The 20,248-nt window shown below is 56.5% G+C and carries 20 protein-coding genes; 13 read left to right on the forward strand and 7 right to left on the reverse strand.

Annotated features, from left to right (window positions below):
• Positions 1-54 precede the first annotated feature (54 nt).
• The 13 genes from AC2FD9_RS04595 to AC2FD9_RS04655 all read left to right on the forward strand — a co-directional run bounded on the left by AC2FD9_RS04595 (position 55) and on the right by AC2FD9_RS04655 (position 11,290).
• Positions 55-240, forward strand: a complete 186-nt coding sequence (locus AC2FD9_RS04595) for a hypothetical protein (protein ID WP_108860892.1) — start codon at positions 55-57, stop codon at positions 238-240.
• 24 nt (positions 241-264) lie between these two features.
• Positions 265-1,410: a TRAP transporter substrate-binding protein gene (locus AC2FD9_RS04600; RefSeq protein ID WP_058275419.1), complete on the forward strand. Its 1,146-nt coding sequence runs from the start codon at positions 265-267 to the stop codon at positions 1,408-1,410.
• A 111-nt stretch (positions 1,411-1,521) separates the two neighbouring features.
• Entirely contained in the window at positions 1,522-2,034 is a 513-nt protein-coding gene (locus AC2FD9_RS04605; RefSeq protein ID WP_496835617.1) for a TRAP transporter small permease, read from the forward strand.
• An 11-nt stretch (positions 2,035-2,045) separates the two neighbouring features.
• Positions 2,046-3,374, forward strand: a complete 1,329-nt coding sequence (locus AC2FD9_RS04610) for a TRAP transporter large permease (RefSeq protein WP_108860893.1) — start codon at positions 2,046-2,048, stop codon at positions 3,372-3,374.
• A gap of 12 nt (positions 3,375-3,386) precedes the next feature.
• Positions 3,387-4,694, forward strand: coding sequence for a histidinol dehydrogenase (gene hisD / locus AC2FD9_RS04615; protein ID WP_496835619.1), 1,308 nt, complete (start codon positions 3,387-3,389; stop codon positions 4,692-4,694).
• Positions 4,687-5,448 (forward strand): SDR family NAD(P)-dependent oxidoreductase, encoded by a 762-nt coding sequence (locus tag AC2FD9_RS04620; RefSeq protein ID WP_496835621.1) that lies wholly within the window; start codon positions 4,687-4,689, stop codon positions 5,446-5,448. Before hisD ends, AC2FD9_RS04620 begins: the two co-directional genes overlap by 8 nt.
• Complete coding sequence (locus AC2FD9_RS04625; RefSeq protein ID WP_496835623.1) at positions 5,445-6,425, forward strand: zinc-dependent alcohol dehydrogenase; 981 nt, start codon at positions 5,445-5,447, stop codon at positions 6,423-6,425. The genes AC2FD9_RS04620 and AC2FD9_RS04625 overlap by 4 nt, the downstream gene beginning before the upstream one ends.
• Positions 6,426-6,448: 23 nt before the next feature.
• The gene (locus AC2FD9_RS04630) at positions 6,449-6,859 is read left to right on the forward strand and encodes a universal stress protein (RefSeq protein ID WP_108860897.1); all 411 of its coding nucleotides are present in this window, start codon (positions 6,449-6,451) and stop codon (positions 6,857-6,859) included.
• Between the two features lie 47 nt (positions 6,860-6,906).
• Positions 6,907-7,413: a sulfopyruvate decarboxylase subunit alpha gene (gene comD, locus AC2FD9_RS04635; RefSeq protein ID WP_058275426.1), complete on the forward strand. Its 507-nt coding sequence runs from the start codon at positions 6,907-6,909 to the stop codon at positions 7,411-7,413.
• Positions 7,410-7,967, forward strand: a complete 558-nt coding sequence (comE, locus tag AC2FD9_RS04640) for a sulfopyruvate decarboxylase subunit beta (protein ID WP_496835626.1) — start codon at positions 7,410-7,412, stop codon at positions 7,965-7,967. Before comD ends, comE begins: the two co-directional genes overlap by 4 nt.
• Positions 7,968-8,129: 162 nt before the next feature.
• Positions 8,130-9,428 carry a hypothetical protein gene (locus AC2FD9_RS04645; protein ID WP_496835628.1) on the forward strand — a complete coding sequence of 433 codons (1,299 nt, stop codon included), beginning with the start codon at positions 8,130-8,132 and terminating at the stop codon, positions 9,426-9,428.
• 15 nt (positions 9,429-9,443) lie between these two features.
• The gene (locus AC2FD9_RS04650) at positions 9,444-10,565 is read left to right on the forward strand and encodes a cytochrome-c peroxidase (RefSeq protein ID WP_496835629.1); all 1,122 of its coding nucleotides are present in this window, start codon (positions 9,444-9,446) and stop codon (positions 10,563-10,565) included.
• Complete coding sequence (locus tag AC2FD9_RS04655; RefSeq protein WP_282169036.1) at positions 10,565-11,290, forward strand: MbnP family protein; 726 nt, start codon at positions 10,565-10,567, stop codon at positions 11,288-11,290. The genes AC2FD9_RS04650 and AC2FD9_RS04655 overlap by 1 nt, the downstream gene beginning before the upstream one ends.
• 39 nt (positions 11,291-11,329) lie before the next feature.
• Here AC2FD9_RS04655 and AC2FD9_RS04660 read toward each other — a convergent pair whose 3' ends face one another.
• The 7 genes from AC2FD9_RS04660 to AC2FD9_RS04690 all read right to left on the reverse strand — a co-directional run bounded on the left by AC2FD9_RS04660 (position 11,330) and on the right by AC2FD9_RS04690 (position 20,246).
• A complete protein-coding gene (locus tag AC2FD9_RS04660) occupies positions 11,330-12,025 on the reverse strand; it encodes an outer membrane protein (RefSeq protein WP_109312619.1) in 696 nt (231 codons plus the stop codon).
• 105 nt (positions 12,026-12,130) lie between these two features.
• The gene (locus AC2FD9_RS04665; RefSeq protein WP_058275432.1) at positions 12,131-13,375 is read right to left on the reverse strand and encodes a DUF3179 domain-containing (seleno)protein; all 1,245 of its coding nucleotides are present in this window, start codon (positions 13,373-13,375) and stop codon (positions 12,131-12,133) included.
• A 62-nt stretch (positions 13,376-13,437) separates the two neighbouring features.
• Positions 13,438-15,105: a sulfatase-like hydrolase/transferase gene (locus AC2FD9_RS04670; protein WP_496835632.1), complete on the reverse strand. Its 1,668-nt coding sequence runs from the start codon at positions 15,103-15,105 to the stop codon at positions 13,438-13,440.
• Between the two features lie 255 nt (positions 15,106-15,360).
• The gene (locus AC2FD9_RS04675) at positions 15,361-16,320 is read right to left on the reverse strand and encodes a glutaminase (RefSeq protein ID WP_496696320.1); all 960 of its coding nucleotides are present in this window, start codon (positions 16,318-16,320) and stop codon (positions 15,361-15,363) included.
• The gene (locus tag AC2FD9_RS04680; RefSeq protein ID WP_496696319.1) at positions 16,298-17,737 is read right to left on the reverse strand and encodes an alanine/glycine:cation symporter family protein; all 1,440 of its coding nucleotides are present in this window, start codon (positions 17,735-17,737) and stop codon (positions 16,298-16,300) included. The genes AC2FD9_RS04675 and AC2FD9_RS04680 overlap by 23 nt, the downstream gene beginning before the upstream one ends.
• A gap of 304 nt (positions 17,738-18,041) precedes the next feature.
• Positions 18,042-19,118, reverse strand: coding sequence for a PLP-dependent cysteine synthase family protein (locus AC2FD9_RS04685; RefSeq protein WP_496835634.1), 1,077 nt, complete (start codon positions 19,116-19,118; stop codon positions 18,042-18,044).
• Between the two features lie 66 nt (positions 19,119-19,184).
• On the reverse strand, positions 19,185-20,246 hold the full coding sequence (locus AC2FD9_RS04690; RefSeq protein ID WP_496835636.1) for a glutathione S-transferase C-terminal domain-containing protein: 1,062 nt from the start codon (positions 20,244-20,246) through the stop codon (positions 19,185-19,187).
• Positions 20,247-20,248 lie beyond the last annotated feature (2 nt).

Genomic DNA, 20,248 nt, shown 5'->3' on the forward strand with positions numbered 1-20,248 from the left:
CATGTAAGCGCTTACAAATGACGTTGGGCCGAATCTGAAAAGGGAGTCCAAGAGATGTTTCTGGCTGCGTCCGCACTCGTGTTTGCCGTCTATTTTGCGAACGTGGCGTTGGGGGCTTTTGCAAACAGCGCCTTTCTTGGTGACGTCGGAGAGATGTTGGTTCTGTTCGCGGCGTCGATCCTGTTCGTTGTCGCAATTCTAAAAAGGGAAGCTGTCCGCGACGCAAAAAAGGATGGCTGAATTTTTTGCTTGGGAGGGCACTAAATGAAAAACGACAGAAATGAACTGGCGTCCGTCGAACGCCGTAATTTCCTGAAGCTCAGCGCCAGTGGGTCATTCACTGCAGCGCTGGTCGCAGGTGCAGGCGGCGTCCTTTGGTCGTCCGAGGCCGTGGCGCAGACAGCCAAAGAAGAAAGTGAGCGTGAAAAGGCCGCCGATCATGTCATGACGGTCGCGACCGCATATGTACTGGGCGCGTCACGTAGCTATCCGATCATGCAGCTTGATCTGAAAGAAAACATCCAGAACGCGACGAACGGCAAGGTGTACGTCAAACTTGCGCCGGGTGGTCAGCTGGGTGCCGGTGGTGCATTGGTGCAGAAAGTGCAGGGCGGAACCATTCAGGCGGCGCAGCATTCGCTGTCCAACTTCGCCCCGTTCGCGTCGACAGTAGACCTTATCAATATGCCGTACCTGTGCGGCTCGAACCAGCGGTTCACCAACCTTGTGCATTCCGACACATGGCAGAACGAAGTACACCCGAAAGTCGAAGCAGCCGGCTTCAAGGCCCTGTTCTATGTGGTGATCGACCCGCGCGTCGTTGCCGTGCGTCAGGGTGGTAATGCCATCATCACGCCGGGTGACATGAGCGGCGTGAAGTTCCGCGTGCCCGGCTCGAAAATGCTGCAGCAGTACTACCGCATGGTCGGCGCGAACCCGACACCTGTTGCCTGGGGTGAGACCCCATCGGCGATCAAACAGGGTGTTGCGGATGCGCTCGATCCGTCGGTCGGAGCGCTGTATGTGTTTGGCTTCAAGGACATCCTCAGCCACGTGACCTTTACGCAGGCCGTTCCGGACAGTCAGGTTTATTCGTGTAACCTCGAATGGTTCAATTCGATGCCGCCGGACGTTCAGGAAGGCATCATGTGGGGTTCGGAAATGACCAGCCATCAGAACCTTTCCAAAGTTCCCTCGGCCCGTGCCTTTGCCATGGCCGAACTGAACAAGGCCGGAGTGGAATTCCATTCGCTCAACGCGGATCAACTGGCTGAATGGGAAAGTGTCGGCGGCTACCAAAACGCCGATTGGGATCCGTTCAAGACAGAGTTGGCCGGGTCGATGGACGCATTTGAGAAACTTGTCGAGGCGGCCGGGACGCAAGGCAAGTACTACGTCCACGACGCATGACCTAAACCGGCGGGCGTCTTTTAGACGTCCGCAATCACTCAACAGCAGTCAGGCCTGAAAGGGCCCGAAACAGAAGGCCGCGCCTGACTGTTCTGTCGCCGAGGGAACACGATGACCTTACTCCGAAATATTGATCGCAACGCCGAGCGCTGGCTGCTGCTGGTGTTCTACGTGATGCTGGTCATCACCATGGCCATCGAGGTTCTGCGGCGCGAAATCTTCGCTTATTCCTCGATCTGGGGAGAAGAAATCGTCCGGTATTCCTTCATCTATTTGGCCTGGATCGGTGCCGCGGCAGCGGTCAAAGAGCGGGCGCATATCCGGATTGATGTCGTCATGCATTACCTCGGGCCGCGTCCCAAGGCCCTGCTGTACATCTTTGGCGATCTTGTGATGTTCGCCGTCGCTGTGATCGCGCTTTATTGGTCATATGAGGCGGTTCACGTCTCGGCCAAGTTCGGGTCAGTGACTGATGGCCTCCGGGTGTCCAAAGTCTGGTTCCTGATGGCGGTGCCGACCGGTTTTGCGCTGATGATCTGGCGCCTGATCCAATCTCTTATGCGTGACATCAAATCCCTTCGCGACGGCACGCCCGTCTTCGAAGGTGACAAGCTGTTTGACTGAGGGGATTTGATATGCTCTGGAACACTCTCAATCAAACCGTAGAACTGGGCTGGGATTTCTACCTGCCCGTCATTCTGTTCGTTGTTCTGATCGCCATGGCTGTTCCGGTTTGGGCGGCGATTGGTTCTGCTGCCATCGTGATGTTGGTCATGTCGGGCGATCTACCGCTGAGCCTGGTGGGCGAGAGCCTGTTTACCGGGATCGACGCCTTTGCCCTGACAGCGGTGCCGCTGTTTATCCTGACAGGTGACGTGCTGGTCCGTACCGGTTTGTCACGTAAATTCCTGGATGTGGCTGAGGCGCTGACTTGCTTCGCCAAGGGCGGGTTTGGCTCGGCCACCGTTCTGGTTTGCGGCATGTTCGCCGCCATTTCGGGTTCGGATGCCGCTGGCGCGGCCGCTGTCGGTCGCATGACCATCAACCGGCTGGTCGAAAGTGGATATCCGCGCCCCTACGCCTGCGCCTTGGTCGCGGCGGGGGCTTGTACCGGCATCCTGATCCCACCGTCGATTGCCTACATCATCATCGGTTTGGTGCTGGGGATTTCCGCGTCGACCCTGTTCCTGGCTGCCCTGATTCCCGGTCTGGCGATTCTGGTTTCGATCCTGATCACCAACATCATCATGAACCGTCTTTACGCTTATGAGGGTGGCGGCATGATGACGATGGGCGAGTGGCTGGCCAATTTGGGCAAGGCCCTGAAATCCGGCTGGTACGCCTTTATTGTCCCCGGGATTATCTTCTACGGCATCTTCTCGGGTCGCCTGACCCCAACCGAGGCGGGCGCTACTGCCGTGGTTGTCACCATCATCATGGGTTTCATCATGCGCACCCTGACACTGGCCGACTTTCCGTCGATGTTGGTCAGCTCAGCCAAGGTGAACGGGGTGATCCTGCCGATCATTGCCTTTTCGGCCCCCTTGGCCGAGGCGCTGGCGATCATGGGCGTGCCGCAAGGGTTCGTCGCCTCGATCACGTCGCTGACCGACGATCCGTACCTGCTGATCCTGCTGATGATCGGTATCCTGATTGCTGCGGGCTGCGTTATGGAAACGACCCCCAACATCGTGATACTCGCCCCGATCCTTAAACCGTTGGCCGATAACATCGGAATGAACGAAATTCAGTTCTGCATCATGATGATTACCGCGCTGGGTGTCGGGTTTATCACGCCTCCACTTGGCCTGAACCTGTTCGTCGTATCTGGCATTACGGGTGAGTCCATTCTGAAGATTGCGGCCCGTGCTATTCCATTCGTATTAACAATGCTGATCGTAGTTCTTCTGATTGCTTACGTTCCGGCGGTTTCGACCACTTTGCTTCCTGAAATCTACCAATAGGACCTACTGAAAATGCCTCGCGACTATCTGAAAAAGGCGACCCTGACGGCTCAATCTCATGCCACGGAAGTGCATGATACAGTGAAGACAATCCTTGCCGACATTGAGGTTGGAGGGGATGCCAAAGCGCTGGAATACGCAGTCAAGTTCGACAAGTTTGACGGCAACGTGTTGATGACCGCCGATGAGATCGAGGCCGCCTGCGCGCTTGTCCCCGAAAGGCTCAAGGCGGATATTCGGTTTGCTCACGACAACGTTCGCCGGTTTGCTGAAACGCAGAAATCCACGGTGTCTGACGTTGAGATGGAAATTGTCCCGGGCTTCGTCGCTGGCCAAAAGGCCATCCCTGTGGACGCGGCTGGCTGCTATGTGCCCGGCGGACGCTATAGCCATATTGCCAGCGCGATCATGACGGTCACTACGGCAAAGGTTGCCGGGTGCCGCCACATCACAGCCTGTTCGCCGCCACGTCCGGGTGAAGGCGTGGCGCCTGCGATTGTCTATGCAGCGCATATCTGCGGTGCGGACAGCATTCTGGCCATGGGCGGCGTTCAGGGCGTGGCCGCCATGACCTATGGTTTGTTCGGCCTGCCGAGCGCAAATATTCTTGTGGGCCCAGGCAATCAGTTTGTGGCCGAGGCTAAACGTATTCTCTATGGCAAAGTTGGCATCGACATGATTGCCGGGCCGACGGACAGCCTGATCCTTGCGGACGGTTCCGCAGATGCGCAAGTGGTGGCCACCGATTTGGTGAGCCAGGCGGAACACGGCTATAACTCTCCGGTTTGGCTGGTGACGGATGACCGGGACCTTGCGCAAAAAGTCATGGAGCTGGTGCCAGCGCTGATCGAGGATCTGCCTGAACTCAACCGGGAAAACGCCTTTGCTGCGTGGCGCGATTATGCCGAAGTTATCGTCTGTTCAGATCGTGAAGAAATGGCGGCCTGTTCGGACGATTACGCGCCCGAACACCTGACCGTTCAGGCCGAGGACCTGGATTGGTGGCTGGGTCGGTTGACCTGCTATGGATCGCTGTTTCTGGGTGAAGAAACAACAGTGTCCTACGGTGACAAGGCAACCGGTACGAACCACGTTCTGCCGACATCCGGCGCGGCCAGCTATACCGGCGGCTTGAGCGTTCACAAGTACATGAAGATCGTCACATGGCAGCGCGCTACACGCGAAGGCTCGAAATCCATTGCCGAGGCGACCGCTCGTATTTCCCGGCTGGAAGGCATGGAAGGGCATGCGCGGGCTGCAGACGTGCGCCTTGCCAAATATTTCCCTGACGAACAGTTCAACCTGACCGCCGATGAATGATCCGCGCGCGTTGTTCGATCTGACCGGGCATGTCGCTTGCGTGACCGGCGCAAGCTCGGGCCTTGGGCGTCGTGCGGCGATTGTGTTGGCCTCAGCGGGTGCGTGCGTCGTTGGTGTCGCCCGTCGACCGGAAGCACTAGCAGAGTTGCAAGCTGAAGGGGGCGACAGCGTGGCCACAGTTGTTGCCGACGTGGCCGATCGGTCGCGCATGGCATCGCTCACCGAAGAGGTCTCAGCCAGTTTTGGCGCGCCGGACATCATTGTGCATGCGGCGGGCATCAACACGCGCGAAGTGGCAGATGACGTGACCGCCGAAGGCTGGGACAAGACGCTTGAGCTGAACCTGAGCGCCCCGTTCTTCCTAAGCCAGGCATTGGTGCCTGCGATGAAAGCTCGGGGGTGGGGGCGGATCGTGAATTTCGCCTCGCTCCAGACCACGCGCGCTTTCCCGGGCGGTATTGCTTATGGAGCCAGCAAGGCCGGGGTTGGGCAACTGACGCGGGCCATGGCCGAGGCATGGTCCGCTGACGGCATCACTGCAAACGCCATCGGGCCGGGGTTTTTCCCGACCGAGCTGACGCAGGCCGTTTTCGATGACCCCGACCGGGCAAATCGTAACGCGGCGCAAACCTGTATGAACCGGAACGGGCAGATTGAAGATATCGATGGGCCGATCCTGTTCCTGTGCTCACCGGCATCCGACTACGTCACAGGGCAAGTTTTGATGGTCGATGGAGGGTTTACTGCGAAATGAAAGCGCTTGTTTATCAGGGTGTTGAGCATTTGGCCTATGAGGACGTACCAGATGCTGCGCCCGACATAGGTGAGCAATTGATCCGGGTCGAGGCCGTTGGGATTTGCGGCTCGGATATGCACGCCTATTTGGGTCACGACGCGCGCCGACCTGCACCGCTTATTCTGGGTCACGAGGCCGCAGGGACGATTGTTGGAGGTCCACGCGACGGTACGCGCGTAACGATCAATCCTTTGGTCAACTGCGGTGTCTGCCCGGCGTGTGAGGCAGGTCGGGAAAACCTGTGCCCCAGCCGGCAGATCATCTCGATGCCACCGCGTGAAGGGGCTTTTGCCCAATATGTGGCCATGCCAGATGCAAATCTGGTTGAGGTGCCGGACCACGTATCATTTCAGCAGGCCGCTTTGGCTGAGCCATTGGCGGTTAGCTGGCATGCGGTTCGTTTGGGCCTTGAGGCGCTGCATCAGGGAATGGCGCGTGATGCGTTGGTGATTGGCGGCGGCGCGATTGGTGTGGCGGCAGCTTTGGCACTGGCAGCGGCCGGCGTTGACGATATTGTCATCATCGAACCGAATGATATGCGGCGCGCCTATTTACAGAGTTTTGGCTCTTTCAATGTGGTTGAAGCCACGGATGATACGTTCTCACTGGTTGTTGACGCAGTGGGGTATTCTGCGACCCGTGCTGCCGCTTCCCATCACGTTCAGCCGGGCGGCGTTATCGTGCATGTTGGGTTGGGTGAGGATGCTGGCGGTTTGGATATACGTCGTATGACCTTGCAGGAGATCACGTTTATCGGCACCTATACTTATACTGCCGAGGATTTCAGAAAAACCGCGCAGGCGATTTTCGATGGCCGTTTAGGCCCGTTGAACTGGATACAGGAGCGGGCCTTGTCTGAAGCTGCCGCCGCCTTTCGCGATTTGCGGAAAGGTGCTGTGGCCGCACCTAAGATCATCCTCGCACCCTGGGTCTAGTCCAGGCAGAAACGGAGGTATTCATGTATAAAAAAATTCTCGTCCCAATGGCGCTGGATCATGGGATTTCGCCGCACACTTTGGAAATCGCCAAAGCCTTGTCGGCAGAAGGGGCCGAGATCGTGGCCCTGCATGTCTACGAGATGCCTCAGGGCTCTGTCAGTGCCTATCTCGACAAGGATGTCGTCGCCGAAGGCTTTCGCGCGGCACGCACTTTGTTGCGGGAAAAAGTTTCGGGGCTTGAAGGTGTTCAGGCCGAGATTGTCAAAGGTCACACGGCTCGCACGGTGATCGACTTTGCGACACAAAACAAATTTGACTGCATCGTCATCGGTTCGCACGAACCGGGCGTCAGCGACTATTTTCTGGGATCGACCGCCTCGCGTGTCGTCCGTCATGCGCCTTGCGCCGTGCATGTGCACCGCAGGCTTTAACCCGTCAATCGCGCCTATAGCGCCCATACAGGACTTACATATCGGACATGAACATAGACAAAAAGATCACCGACGATCTGGTGGCCAACGACATCTCATTCGTCACCACGGTTCCGTGCAAGCAATTGGCCGGCGTTATCGACGAAATCGACGCGCGTGAAGACATCTTTCACATTCCGTCGAACAAAGAGGATGAAGGCATGGGCCTGTGTGCTGGTGCCTGGATGGGCGGCAAACGCCCCGCGATAATCATGCAGAACACTGCCATCGGCGTAACCATCAACACGTTGGCAACGTTGATCCAGTACTACCGCATGCCATTGCCGATGTTGATCTCATATCGCGGAGAGTTGCGCGAACCCGTCGCCTGCCAAGTCGAGATGGCGGTGCATACCAAGGCGCTTCTGGCACAGATGAACATCCCGACCTACCACTTCCATCATCAGGCAGATGTCGAGGAGCTGGATGCGATCCTGAAATACACCTTCATGTGCAACAAGCCGGTCGCCATTCTGACCGACGCCAATTTCTGGGGAGGCTATGGCGACCAATGATCCGTTCTGAAATCCTGAAAGAAATCGCCCCGATCCTGCGAGATCAACTGGTTGTGTGCAACATCGGCATTCCCAGCCAGGAGTTGCACGCCATCGACGACCAGCCCACCAATTTCTACATGCTGGGCACAATGGGGTTGGCCTCAAGCATCGGCCTGGGTCTGGCCTTGTCTCAGCCAAAGCCGGTCATCGTAATCGACGGTGACGGGTCCATCCTGACCAACCTCGGCACCTTGCCGACCATCGCCAACAACGTGGCTGACAATTACATCTTGCTGATTGTCGATAACGGATCCTATGGGTCGACCGGGGATCAGCCGACTTACGCGGGCAAAAAGACATCGCTGGCGGCTGTGGCGCAGTCCTGTGGTTGCGAGAATGTGGTCGAGTGCCAGGCCGAGGACACCGGGGCCGCATTGCAGGCTGCGCTCGACAGCAGCCAAATGACAATCATCGTCAGCAAGTGCGAAAGCGGCAATGCCAAGATGCCGGTAATCACGATGGACCCGGTTGTGATCCGCGACCGCTTTATGAAGGCCGTCCAAGCGTCCTAAAGAAGTCGACCTGCAGGTATTCAGCTTACGCCGTCCCGTTCGGGGCGGCGTTTCTTTGGTCGATTGCACCCCAATTTGATGCAGTTTCCTGAATGTGATATGACGCTACGTAAAGTGAATTTCAAAAACATTTTTAGAAGTTTCATCGCAAGGGGGGAAATTATGAAATTCAAATTGCTTGCGCAGAGTGTACTTATCGGTGCCGGGCTGTTGATGGTTGGCCTAACGCCGGCGCAGTCTCAGACCCGCGAGGAAAGTCAGGGCATGGTTCTGCTGCGCGGTCTGCCGACGTTGGATACAAATCACAGCATCGCGATTGTCGAGCTGGATCCGGAATCCGACCAGTTCGGAGAGCTACTGAGTGAAGTTGAGCAGCCCGATATTCAGCATCCATTGCATCACCTCTACTACAGCCCGAACGGGCGTCTCTATTCGACCGGGTTGGACCCGTCCTGCAGCCTGGCTGAAATTGGACTGTCCCGCGATTCCAGCGGAAAGCCGGTGATTGAGGGCTTTACCTGTCTGGATACCCAAGGGCAGATTGTTGGCGAGGACATCATGTGGGCCACGTCGAACGGGCAGGAGTATATGTTCGTGACCTTCATGGGTGGCACTGGAGGCGATGATGGCGGCTCGGTCGGTGTTTTCGACACACAGACCAACGAGGTGGTCAAAATTATCGAAGCACGCAAAAGCCAAGTCGGCGAGGGTGAGCCATATATCATGTACCCACACGGGATATCTGCGTTCGACGACCGCATGGTGGTCACCTCGACGATACATCCCGATATGACGACTGGCGTAGGGAATGTGTTGACGATCATAGACCTCAACACGCTTGAACCCATCCAAAACATCGTGGTGGAAAACGAAAAGCCGTTGGATTTTCCGTCTTCACCTGTCGAGGTTCTGTTCGCGCGACCTGACATGCATGCTGACATTGAACCGGCCATTCTGGCCAATACGATGTTCGGATTTGAGACCTGGAAAATCCCCTATGACGCCGATTCCAAAACCTTTGGAGAAGCCGAAGTCATATATAGTGGCGTGGCCAATGAAACCGCTGTTCCGCTGGAGTTCTATGGCACTGAAGATGAACTGTTCATCTCTCATGGATTACCGGGTGTTGTGAAGCGCTATGAACTGGCCGCACTGCCCGAGCTTGTGTCCAGCGGGCCGGACATCGTTGCCGATCCGGGTGCACATCACATGATCTTTTTCACGTCCGCTTCGGGCCGAGACCTGATCGCCGTTCAAAATAACCTGCTCAATCTGGGCAACGCGGCTGATGACGACCCAACGGATGTGGATTTTATTGCCGACCTGAACGCACACACGATCACGATCCATGATCTTGAGACGGGCGAACGTATCGCCGAGGTCAATTTCAAGGAGCGCTACAACAAAGGCGTGGACAACGTTGAAGGGCTGTTTGGTTCGGGTTTTGTGCACCACCATTAATGCTCTGGGGGCGTTATGCTTCGGGTGTTTTTGACAGCGGCCGTCGCCGTGGTGATCGCGGCGACGGCGTGGGTCTTCTGGGACCGCGCGCGCGGGCCCACGGCGACGCCGATTGCTGGCTTCTCGGCGCCTTTTGTTTTCGGACGCTTTGCTGTGCCGCCGGACAACCCGCTGACGGAAGAGGCCTTTGCCCTTGGGCGCCACCTGTTCTACGACCCGATCCTGTCCGGCAACAATCAGGTGTCCTGCGCGACATGCCATATGCAGGCTCTTGCCTTCACTGATGGTCTGGCAAAGTCGCCCGCATTGTCTGGCGGAGAGCTGGAGTTCAGCTCCATGAGTTTGACCAACCTTCTTTGGGGCCAAGAGCGGTTCTTCTGGGACGGTCGCGCAACGTCGTTGGAAGCGCAGGCATTGATGCCGATTCAACACCCGGACGAGATGGATCAGGACCTAGGAGAGCTTGTCACAGAATTGCAGGCATCCCGCGACTATCGGCGGATGTTCCGCAAGGCATACGGGGAAGTCAGCGCCGAAAACGTGGCCCGGGCATTGTCGACCTTCATGCGAATGCTGATTTCGTCGGATTCAAAATACGACAGGTTTCTGCGTGGCGAAGTGCGTTTGACCGCGCAGGAAGAACACGGGCGCAAACTATTCATGGCGCATCCGGACACCAAGGTTTCATTACGTGGTGGGAACTGCATCGACTGCCACAGCCAGTTTTTGACTTCCGGGTTTCGGGACGCATTGGATGGGTTTTCAAACAATGGGCTGGATTCCGATGACGACCTGCCGGATGGCCTGATGGCCGTGACCGGCAATCCGGCGCACAAGGGCTTCTTCAAAGTGCCGACACTGCGCAACATCGCAGTAACCGCGCCCTACATGCATGATGGCCGGTTCGAGACATTGGAAGAGGTCATGGATCACTACAATGACGGGATTGTCGTCAGCGATACGCTCAGCCCTTTGATCCTTGAGGCCGAAAATGCGCCAGAGGCCGGGCAGGGCACTGTGGGCCTGCGTATGACGCCCGACGAGGTGCAGTCCATCATCGCGTTCCTGAACACGCTGACGGATGAGGGTTTTCTGACAAACACACAGTTTTCCAATCCGTTCGAAGGAGACGGCTGATGCGTATTTGGATGACGGCGCTTGCGATACTGTTGTTCGTTGGCGGAGCGCTGTTCTTTGCCCTTGGTCCTCAGCGCACTACGACGATTACTTTGACCTTTCATGCGAAGATGGGTGATCATCCGTTGGTGTTTGATGAGTTCGTGTACGAAAACCCCGCCGGGCGCGGCACGTTCAGGGTTCGTGACTTCCGGCTCTACCTCAGCAACCTGACCCTCTCGCAAGATGGAGCGCTGTTTGCTGAGCCTGACAGCTATCATCTGCTCCGGTTCGACAATCCGGAAACAACCCATTCGATCAGGCTGAACGACATTCCCTTGAGCAGCATTGAGCACATCCGTTTCATGATCGGCGTAGACCCAGAAGCCAATGGCTCGATCCAAGCGCGCGGGGATCTTGATCCCAACAGTCAAATGGCATGGAATTGGGAGGTCGGCTATAAATTCGTCGTGATGGAAGGAACGCTGCGGATTGGCGAAGAGGTCTCGCCGTTGGTCTATCACGTTGGGTTTTCGGAAAACGCGCGCGAGGTCGATATCCAGTTGCCACCGGATATCGTTGTTGAGGGCGATGTGGACCTGCACATGAACGTCGATGTTGCAAAGCTATTTGACGGGCCCACGCAAGTCGACCTGCGTATGCTCTCATCAGTCAAATTCAACCGCGAAGACGCCGCCATGCTGGCCGACAACTACGCGGTCATGATCACCCCGATGTTTAAGTGACTTTGGATAGGGTAAGGTTTGAAGGGCTAAAAGAGCCCCTCAGAACCGATAAGTCGCACCAATCATGGGGCCGGACTGTTCGAACGTGAAATCGTTGCCGTCAATCTCGTGATCGAAAGAGATATAGCGATAACCGCCGCGGATCACCCACCTGTCGTTGATTTCATAATCCGCAGTCAGCAAGACCTGCCATGTTTCGCTGTCGCTGCTGAAGCCGCCGTAATCAAAAAAGCCAGTGCCGGACCACCTGTCGTTGAATGCGACGCGGGCTCGAACGCCGATGACCGGGTCTGTCCAGCTTTCATCGACACTGACGGACCGGCCCGGGGCTGCTCCGGGAAGGACGGTGAAATCGGTCTGCGTCCGAAACCAGCGGAAACCGCCGACCAGGTCCACGTAGGACGTATCTGTAGTATAAGCCCGGTAACCTACATAACCGCTGAAAAATTGCGTTGTGAGAGAGGTTTCAAGACCAGAACTTGCCGGACCGGGCGTGTCATTGCTGAAAGAGACGTCCACGTAGTTATAGTCGGCCAATAGTGACCAGCGCCCGTTCGACGCACCAAAGACGCCCATGAACGCCAGATCGAGATTTTTTAGCGCGTCAGAGAAACTCAGCGTTCCATCAACGGTGCCGCGGGCTGTTTCCTGCGTAACCTCCGTTTCAGGCATGAACAGGTATATTGTTGCCTCATAGGACCAGTCGGACTGCTGCGCCACAGCGGCAGTTGTCATTGGAATCCAGGTCGCCACGGCCCACGCAGCGGTTGTTATTGCCCTCTTAAAGACCATTTTGATCCTCCGTTTGTTCCAATTTGGCAATCTGATCTGATTGCTCACTCATTCAGCGGCTTCGCCAGACTGTTGTACGCGCGCACCGACACGGTTGATATCGGTTTCCGGAAAGAACTCGGACCAGACATGCCAGAATACACCGGCACGCAGGGTCTCGACGCGTTGCAGTTTTCCCTGATCCGACATCCCCCAGAAATCGCAGCGGGTGATTGGCTGGCCTTTGTCATTGTACCAAACGCCAAGGCTTTCGTACTTTGGGTCCAGACTGACAACCACGTCTCGTCCACCGACATTTGCGTTTACGATCCAGTCATTCTCGACCACGAAATCATCGGTCCAGCAGGCGGCATCATTGCCGATCGTGATCCCCCAGACATAGGACTTATTCGGAAGCCGGTCGTCCGATCGGTCCATATTGTCCATGACGGGCGCATCTTCCTGATGCTGGCGCGCGATCCCCCAGCCAAACGTAATTTCCGTCACCATATCCAGCAGCCGCAAAAACGGGTTCGGCGAGGGCTTGTTCAGATACACCTCGCCATCGGGAAACGCTTTTTGAAATCCGCGGAACGTCATCCGATACGTGGGCCAGGGCTGCATCTTTGCTTCGGGGCGCACAGGGCAGGCGGGCCCATCCGCGCCAGTATCGCGATCCGTCTCGCGAAACCCATAGATCTGCTGGATGGGTTCCCCGGTTTCGTTGTCCCGCAGGATCAGGTTGTTGCCGTGTTGGGCCAGAACTTCAAGATCCAGTCGGTTGCCCTCGATGCGTGGGGCATAGCCTTGCCCAAGGTTGGCCATCGCGCAAAAGGTCATGACGATATCTTCGCCACCCAGCCCGTCAGCATTGCCGGCCAAGTGGGGTCGCATGATTTGCGCATCGGGATGCGCGCGGGCGTGACCATTGTTTTCAATAACGATGACCGGCGCGGTCGGGCCGATGAATTTTTGCGCCTCGGCAATAGGAAAGAAGGCCGCAGTGTTGAGTTGGTTCCTCAGCCCCAGATGGACCCACACATAGGGAAATCCATACAAAACCAAAACTAGCAGCGCCGCAATCAGCCACAGCCAGAACGGGCCGCCGCCCAGAATGAAATGCGCAAGCGTAGCGACGGCAAATCCGCTCAACCCCACTGCGATCAGGCGGTATTCGTGTCGGATAAACCGGATCATGTTTTTGCGTTTAACCTTAAGCACCATTTGCGAAATGTCGCCAAGATCGCGGAAATAGACGAACCCGATTCCCAGTGAAACGACCAAACCCAGAGCGAAAATGATGTTTCCTGCCATATGTTTATCCTGATTTTGGGTTCCAATAGACCGCCTGAAGGAAAACCGCGGGCGGTCAGGAATTATTGCTGCGGTGACGCGCGTTTTATGAGAAACGCGTCGACGGCGAGTTGGGTTTCCGGGCGAATATTCTCGATCCCTTCGTAAGGTACGCCATAGGCGGGTGCGGTGTCGGGGAATTTCTCTTTGCGGGCCATGTGGCGGCCAAGGATGCGTGCGAATTCCTGCCCGCCCCAGGCACCAACCTCTGTCGAGACCGAGTATTCTTCACGCGTGTCCCGGTAGAGATCAAAGAATTTTGCCAGAATAGCGCTTTCCCCCGGTCCCGGCAGTTTCAGCTTTAGCTGGTCTTTCACGACCGCCTCGGGCTTGTTCACCGAATAGACGATGACGTGATCGCGACGGGCCTTGGATTCGTCGGCAAACAGTAGGGCGGCAGACTGGTCCACTCCATCCACCAGTCTATCTCGCGGAATGTACTGATCTGCCCCGGCAAAGCGCGACAATGTCGTATAGAGGTCCGAGACATGGATGATGCTGTTGAGCAAACCGTCCGCCTCAATCATGCCGGGCCAGCGGATGAAAGCATCGACACGGATTCCGCCCTCAGTCGTGTCACCCTTGCCGCCAGCATAGATCAGCGGGGTGAATCCGGATTGCGGCGCGTATTTGGTGAAATGGCCATTGTCGCCCATGACCACAACCACAGTGTTTTCCGTCAGGCCCAGCTCTTCCAGTCGCGCGAACAAGTCGCCCAGCCACTGATCGAGCAACTGCATTTTGTCCACATACAGACCGCCGTTCACGCTCTCTGGCCCCGACCGTCCGGCGCGGGTGTTGTCCAGCGGGATCATCGGCCAGTATTGCAGGAAAAACGGGTCTTCACCGCCTGCAAGACGGTCCAGTTCTTCCAGCGTCTTGTCCTGAAACGCCTGGTTCATCTCGTCGTATTTCGCTGCGTTCCAGCGCTCACCGGTTTCCATGCGGATTTCGCGGATCGGACCGCCGGTTTCCCCCTCGATAACTGTCATCATCGCGGCAGAGTCCGGTCTGAACCAACCGTCCAGCGTGTATTTGTCGTCATAGTCCTTGATCGCGACCGAGACCTGCTCCTTGATCGCGTCGTCGTTGAAGATGGTCAACTGACCTTGCTGATGGATGGCGTGCTGGGCATAATCAAAACCCTGATTCATCGCCCAGCTTTCAGCGATATCGCCCATGTGCCATTTGCCGACATGACTGGTAGCATAGCCCGCCTGTTTCAACACCTCAGCCAGCGTCACCTCATCGCCGGGCAAACCAAAGCCAGCGATATCCACGGTCGTATCGCCCATGCCCATTCGCACAGGCAAACGCCCGGTCATTTGCGCCACGCGGGTCGGCGTACACGAAGGCTCGGTGTACATCCGCACCATCCGCAGTGCCTGATCTGAGAAATCATTGATGTTCGGAGTCTCATATCCCCGAACGGCGTTAAGCTCGGGAATTCCCATGTCGCCAAAGCCCATATCATCGATCAAGACACTGATGATGTTCGGGGGGGTTCCCCCATTGCTTTCCCGAAACGCAGCCAGTGCTTCGTTAACGGCCTCGTCGTCCTGGGCCCATTGCGATCCAAGCTGTGCTTGAAGGATATAGAATTCCGCATCGTGTTGAATTGGGTTTTCCTGCGCTTCAGCTGATAAGGCGGCAAAGCCCATCGACAACACAAAAACACACTGCAATTTCATTCTAATCTCCCCTTCAGAATGCCGACTCCACAGCGCAGGCTGTTTGTCATATTGAAACATTATTATATTTGCTGTTGAAACGCTACGCTGCAAAAGTCGGGTGGAGGTTACCTCTCGATCTCTTGGGAAAGTCCGTCATACGCCGGCCGTATGCCACGTGTCTTTGCGGTTGACGGGAGGAACCCCGGAAGGTTGCGCAAAACCACGCGAAATGTACGAGCGCAGCGGCGTGGGTGAACGGCGTGTTTCTGTTTGTCAAACACTTGGCCCGAACACCGACCATCCGGTTGCGCGGACCAGCTCCTGAAATGCAATGCTTGCCAGATGAGAGTTGCCTTTTGCGTCCAGTCCCGGGCTCCATGCTGTGACCGCTGCGACGCCTGGAACAATACACAGGATGCCGCCGCCGACACCGCTTTTGGCAGGAAGTCCGACGCGGAATGCAAACTCGCCCGAGGCATCATAAGATCCGCACATCATCATCAGCGCAGTCACTCTGCGGGCGCGCTGCGCGGACAGAACGGTTGAACCGTCTGCAGGGTTCTGGCCTGCGGCGGCCAAATAGCGGCCCGCAACCGCCAACTGACGACACGACATGGCGATGCTGCATTGGCGGAAATACAGCGACAGAACATCTTCGACCGGCGCTTTTAGGTTTCCCTCGGCTTTCATGAAATGCGCAAGTGCCCTGTTTCTGGACCCTGTCCGCATCTCGGAGTCTGCAACGGCTTTATCCACTTGAATGGACGCATCCTCTGCGAGCGTCCGGCAAAGGTTCAGTACATCGTTGACCGCCTCATCAGAGCTTCGATCTTCTAGCAGAACGTCGGCCACGACGATGGCGCCGGGGTTAATAAACGGGTTTCTGGGAATTCCACGTTCATGTTCGAGCTGGACGATTGAATTAAACGGATCGCCCGAAGGTTCGCGCCCCACACGTTGCCAAAGGGTCGCGCCCACATGTTGCAGGGCCTCTGTCAGCGAAAAAACCTTGGAAATGCTTTGAATGGAAAACAGCGTGTCCGCATTTCCGGCCGAAACAGGCGCGCCGTCAATGGGTGCGACAGCGATGCCGAACTGGTTCAGGTCAACGCTGGCAAGTTCGGGAATATATTGGGCGACCTTCCCGCGTTCCGACATGCCGGCAACGCGATCGGCGATGTCATCCAAAATGACCTGCAACTCACCGGTTTCAACCACGCTGGGTCTCGGCATATGCCTCCTCCGTCCAGACTGAGTGATCCACGCCTTTGTCAAATTCAGGGAATTTGCTTGCCACAAAGCGGGGCTCAAGATTCTGTCTGCGCTGTGTGAAATAGTCCACGGTCAGTTTGTACACCGTGCCCGATAGCAGCACGATGGCGACCAGGTTGATGGTTGCCATTACGCCCATGGCTGCATCTGCAAAATTGAACACTGTGCTGACCGCTTGCACCGCGCCCCAGACGACCATGGCAAGACAACCCAGGCGCAAGATGTAGATAGGCACTTTGCCTTCCAGCTTCAGAAACGTCATGGCGTTTTCTGCGTATGAGTAATTGCCCAATATCGACGTAAAGCCAAAAAACACGATTGCGATTGCGATAAAATGGCGGCCGATCTCACCCAGATGGACCGCTGCCGCATCCTGAGTTAACCGCATACCGGTGGCTCCGTCCGGTTCGATGGCTCCAGACAGCAGGATCAGCAATGCGGTCGCGGTGGCGACCAGTATCGTATCCACGAAACAGCCAAACGCCTGCACCAAACCCTGGCTCGACGGGTGGTGCGGAGCCGGTGTGGCAACAGCCGCGATATTGGGGGCCGAGCCCATGCCAGCTTCGTTTGAAAACAACCCGCGCTTGATACCATTGAGCGCTGCTGCCATCACGCCACCTGTGACGCCGCCTGCGGCTTCCTGAAGGCCAAAGGCCCCTGCAACGATAGACCACAGCATTGCAGGCACCTGTGGCAGGTTCAGGACAACGACAACACAGGCCAGCAACAGGTAAAGCCCGGCCATGAGCGGCACGACGATTTCGGCAAACCGCGCAATGGTTCGGATGCCGCCAAAAATGACCACAGCAGCGGCAGCCGCCAGCGCCAGACCAGCAATCAATTTGTTCAACCCGAACGCGCCTTCGAACGCCTCGGCGATTGAGTTGGATTGGACGGCGACAAAAACCAGACCGAAACTGACGATCAGGCAGATCGAAAAGATCACACCGGCCCAGGGCGCGTTCAGCGCATTGGCCATGTAGAAAGCAGGACCGCCGCGGTATCGCCCGTTTGAAGACGTGACCTTGTAAAGCTGCGCAAGAGTGCTTTCGGAATAAGCCGTGGCCATCCCGACCAAGGCTACGATCCACATCCAGAAGATTGCACCGGGGCCACCCAGGGTCAAAGCCACGGCGACACCGGCCAGGTTTCCGGTGCCAACGCGTGACGCCAGACTAACGGTCAGTGCCTGAAACGGTGTAATTCCGCGTTTGTCAGTGGATTTGGACGAGGTAAGGACGCGGATCATCTCGCCGAAATGTAGAAACTGCAGCGCACCCAGACGAATGGTGAAAAATATGCCGACGCCGAGCAACCCGTAGATCAGGACGTAGTTCCAAAGAATAGAGTTAATGCCGTTAACAATTGCTTCCATCGTCCGCCTCCTGAGAATTCAGACCGTTCGAAAAAGCAGCTAAAATACGATGCTTATTCTTCCATCATGCACGAAGGGAGGGTCGCCGAGTCAAGCTTCAAACCCGAAAATCGGCGAAACGCCCGGGCATATACAATTGATTTAGCGATAAGAATTCATTCGGGTGACGACGTCTTGCGCGAATTCGACTACAGACTGACCTGCGTGTTCCGAAGGTTGTGAGCGCGCTGGGAAAAGGGCATTCGGGGCGCAGGCCATCCCGAATGCCATAGTCATAGAAGCGTCCAGATGAAGTGTGCTTTGCCTATTCAGCGGCCATCTGTGCCGAAGGTGTCGACATCGAAATCACGCGCTCGTCTTCAGTCATATCTTCTTCGATCCCGTCGAAAAGTGGCGTGGAGAGATAGCGCTCGCCCGTGTCTGGCAACATCACCAGCAAAACGGAACCCTGTGGTGCTTGCTCGGCCACCTTCATAGCAACAGCAAACGTCGAGCCACCAGATATTCCCGTAAAAATCCCTTCTTCCGACGCCAGCCGTCTGGACCATTCAATCCCTTCGGCACCAGGGACAGGGATCAATTCATCATAGTAATCCTTATCGATCGCCTCTTGCAGAACCCATGGGATAAAGTCTGGGGTCCAGCCCTGAATGGGGTGAGGTTCAAAATTCGGGTGGCTTTCCGTGGGTTGGTGACCCTTGTTGCGGGTGTTTGTATAACCCGATGACACAATCGCCGCGTTGGCGGGTTCTGTCAGGATGATTTTCGTGCCGGGGCGCTCCGCCCGAAGAACGCGTGCGACACCGGAAACGGTCCCGCCGGTGCCATAGCCGGTGACCCAGTAGTCCAGCCGCTCACCTTCGAAATCTGCCATGATTTCTCGGGCAGTGGTGTTCTCGTGAATATCGGCATTTGCCGACGTCTCGAACTGGCTGGCCAGAAACCATCCATTCTGTTCGGCTAGTTCCTTGGCTTTGACATACATGCCAAAGCCCTTTTGCGCGCGCGGCGTCAGCACGACCTTCGCCCCCAGAAAGCGCATCAGCTTGCGACGCTCGACCGAGAAGCTGTCGGCCATGGTCAACACCAGGGGATACCCTTTGGCAGCACACACCATCGCAAGGCCGATTCCAGTGTTGCCGGATGTGGCCTCGACCACGGTCTGGCCGGGTTTCAGCCGCCCGTCACGTTCCGCCGCCTCGATAATGTTCAGCGCCAAACGATCCTTGACCGAAGCCGCTGGATTGAAAGCCTCGAATTTCACGTAGACCGTTACATGTGACGGCGCGATCTTGTTGATGCGTATGCAGGGCGTGTCACCTACGGTATCGAGAACACTGTCATAAAGCCGTTTGCGTCCCTCAGTCTGCCGAATTCCCATGGCGGTATCCCTCTCTTGGTTGGAAAAATCCGTGCCAGTTTATACCAAGTTCGCTGCTTCGGCGCTTTAAACATTTGTCTTGGGAATGAGCGGCGGAGTCACACGCTGGACCGTCAGTTCAGGATGCCCATAGGCTTCGGGATATGCCATGGGAACAAACGGGCCTGCGGGAATAACACCATTCCAGCTTCGGCCGAAGTACCCTTGCCGACAGTGATCCAGTGAACTGCTGTTCGCCACCCCGGGCAGGTCATGGACGCGACAAAGCCAGCGCCAGAGATGCGGGTAGTCAAGGATCTTGGCGCCGTTCAGCTTCATTCGCACGTAGTAAACAGGGTCGTGGCGGTAGAGCGTCGGGAAAAGGCGCAGATCGACTTCTGTAAATCGCTCCCCGGTTAGAAAAGGTCTGCCATCGCTGGCCAAGCGATCTTCCAACTGCGCCAATGTCTTGAAGTAAGTCCCGAAACTGGTGGCATAGACGTTTTGATCAGACGAGAACCCGGCCTTGTATGCCCCGTTGTTGATGGCGACGTAGATTTGCACGTTCAGTTCGTCAATTTCAGCCCGGATCGCAGGATCATCCGGGTAGAGGTTGGGCCGGTTGGCTTCATTGCAGTAGCTGCCCAGCAGCGCCGCATTGCCATTCAGCATTCGAATGATCTCGGCGCTTTCATTGTTCACGATACGGCCGGCTATTTTGTCATACAGGATTGGGACTGAACGTTCTTCTGAGCCTTCAGCCCGGTAAATTTCGCGAACCAACCTGAAACCTTGTCCCGTTGCGGTTTCCAAGGTGCATTCAGGCAACGTTGCCCCAGTTGCTGAAGCAACAAGCTCGGGGGCGAACTGCCAGTTGTTCGGACCCTCTGGGTCGTCTTCTGTGGTGCGATTGGGGAAGGCCACATCCATCGAAATGCTGTCCTGCAAACCCAGCACATTGCGCGCCAGCGTCACCCGATGACACCACGGGCAATTCAGCGCAACAAACAGGTGATAGCGCCCCGGCTCAGCCGGAAACTCTGGGTCGTCGATAGCATGTCGAAAACCACTGACGCCGCGCACGAATTCTCCTCGTGCGCGGCGTTCTGAGGCATGGGCCTGATCTTCCTGTTTGGAATGGTCGGTCATGC

The organism is Ruegeria sp. YTSC230 (assembly GCF_059609665.1).

Bases quoted from the DNA above. Each gene is read 5' to 3' on its own strand.
- AC2FD9_RS04660 (WP_109312619.1), bottom strand. From the start codon at position 12,025: ATGACAACTGCCGCTGTGGCGCAGCAGTCCGACTGGTCCTATGAGGCA.
- AC2FD9_RS04630 (WP_108860897.1), top strand. From the start codon at position 6,449: ATGTATAAAAAAATTCTCGTCCCAATGGCGCTGGATCATGGGATTTCG.
- AC2FD9_RS04605 (WP_496835617.1), top strand. From the start codon at position 1,522: ATGACCTTACTCCGAAATATTGATCGCAACGCCGAGCGCTGGCTGCTG.
- AC2FD9_RS04685 (WP_496835634.1), bottom strand. From the start codon at position 19,118: ATGGGAATTCGGCAGACTGAGGGACGCAAACGGCTTTATGACAGTGTT.
- AC2FD9_RS04675 (WP_496696320.1), bottom strand. From the start codon at position 16,320: ATGCCGAGACCCAGCGTGGTTGAAACCGGTGAGTTGCAGGTCATTTTG.
- AC2FD9_RS04610 (WP_108860893.1), top strand. From the start codon at position 2,046: ATGCTCTGGAACACTCTCAATCAAACCGTAGAACTGGGCTGGGATTTC.
- AC2FD9_RS04650 (WP_496835629.1), top strand. From the start codon at position 9,444: ATGCTTCGGGTGTTTTTGACAGCGGCCGTCGCCGTGGTGATCGCGGCG.
- hisD (WP_496835619.1), top strand. From the start codon at position 3,387: ATGCCTCGCGACTATCTGAAAAAGGCGACCCTGACGGCTCAATCTCAT.
- AC2FD9_RS04625 (WP_496835623.1), top strand. From the start codon at position 5,445: ATGAAAGCGCTTGTTTATCAGGGTGTTGAGCATTTGGCCTATGAGGAC.
- comE (WP_496835626.1), top strand. From the start codon at position 7,410: ATGATCCGTTCTGAAATCCTGAAAGAAATCGCCCCGATCCTGCGAGAT.
- AC2FD9_RS04645 (WP_496835628.1), top strand. From the start codon at position 8,130: ATGAAATTCAAATTGCTTGCGCAGAGTGTACTTATCGGTGCCGGGCTG.
- AC2FD9_RS04655 (WP_282169036.1), top strand. From the start codon at position 10,565: ATGCGTATTTGGATGACGGCGCTTGCGATACTGTTGTTCGTTGGCGGA.
- AC2FD9_RS04620 (WP_496835621.1), top strand. From the start codon at position 4,687: ATGAATGATCCGCGCGCGTTGTTCGATCTGACCGGGCATGTCGCTTGC.
- AC2FD9_RS04665 (WP_058275432.1), bottom strand. From the start codon at position 13,375: ATGGCAGGAAACATCATTTTCGCTCTGGGTTTGGTCGTTTCACTGGGA.
- comD (WP_058275426.1), top strand. From the start codon at position 6,907: ATGAACATAGACAAAAAGATCACCGACGATCTGGTGGCCAACGACATC.
- AC2FD9_RS04670 (WP_496835632.1), bottom strand. From the start codon at position 15,105: ATGAAATTGCAGTGTGTTTTTGTGTTGTCGATGGGCTTTGCCGCCTTA.
- AC2FD9_RS04595 (WP_108860892.1), top strand. From the start codon at position 55: ATGTTTCTGGCTGCGTCCGCACTCGTGTTTGCCGTCTATTTTGCGAAC.
- AC2FD9_RS04600 (WP_058275419.1), top strand. From the start codon at position 265: ATGAAAAACGACAGAAATGAACTGGCGTCCGTCGAACGCCGTAATTTC.
- AC2FD9_RS04690 (WP_496835636.1), bottom strand. From the start codon at position 20,246: ATGACCGACCATTCCAAACAGGAAGATCAGGCCCATGCCTCAGAACGC.
- AC2FD9_RS04680 (WP_496696319.1), bottom strand. From the start codon at position 17,737: ATGGAAGCAATTGTTAACGGCATTAACTCTATTCTTTGGAACTACGTC.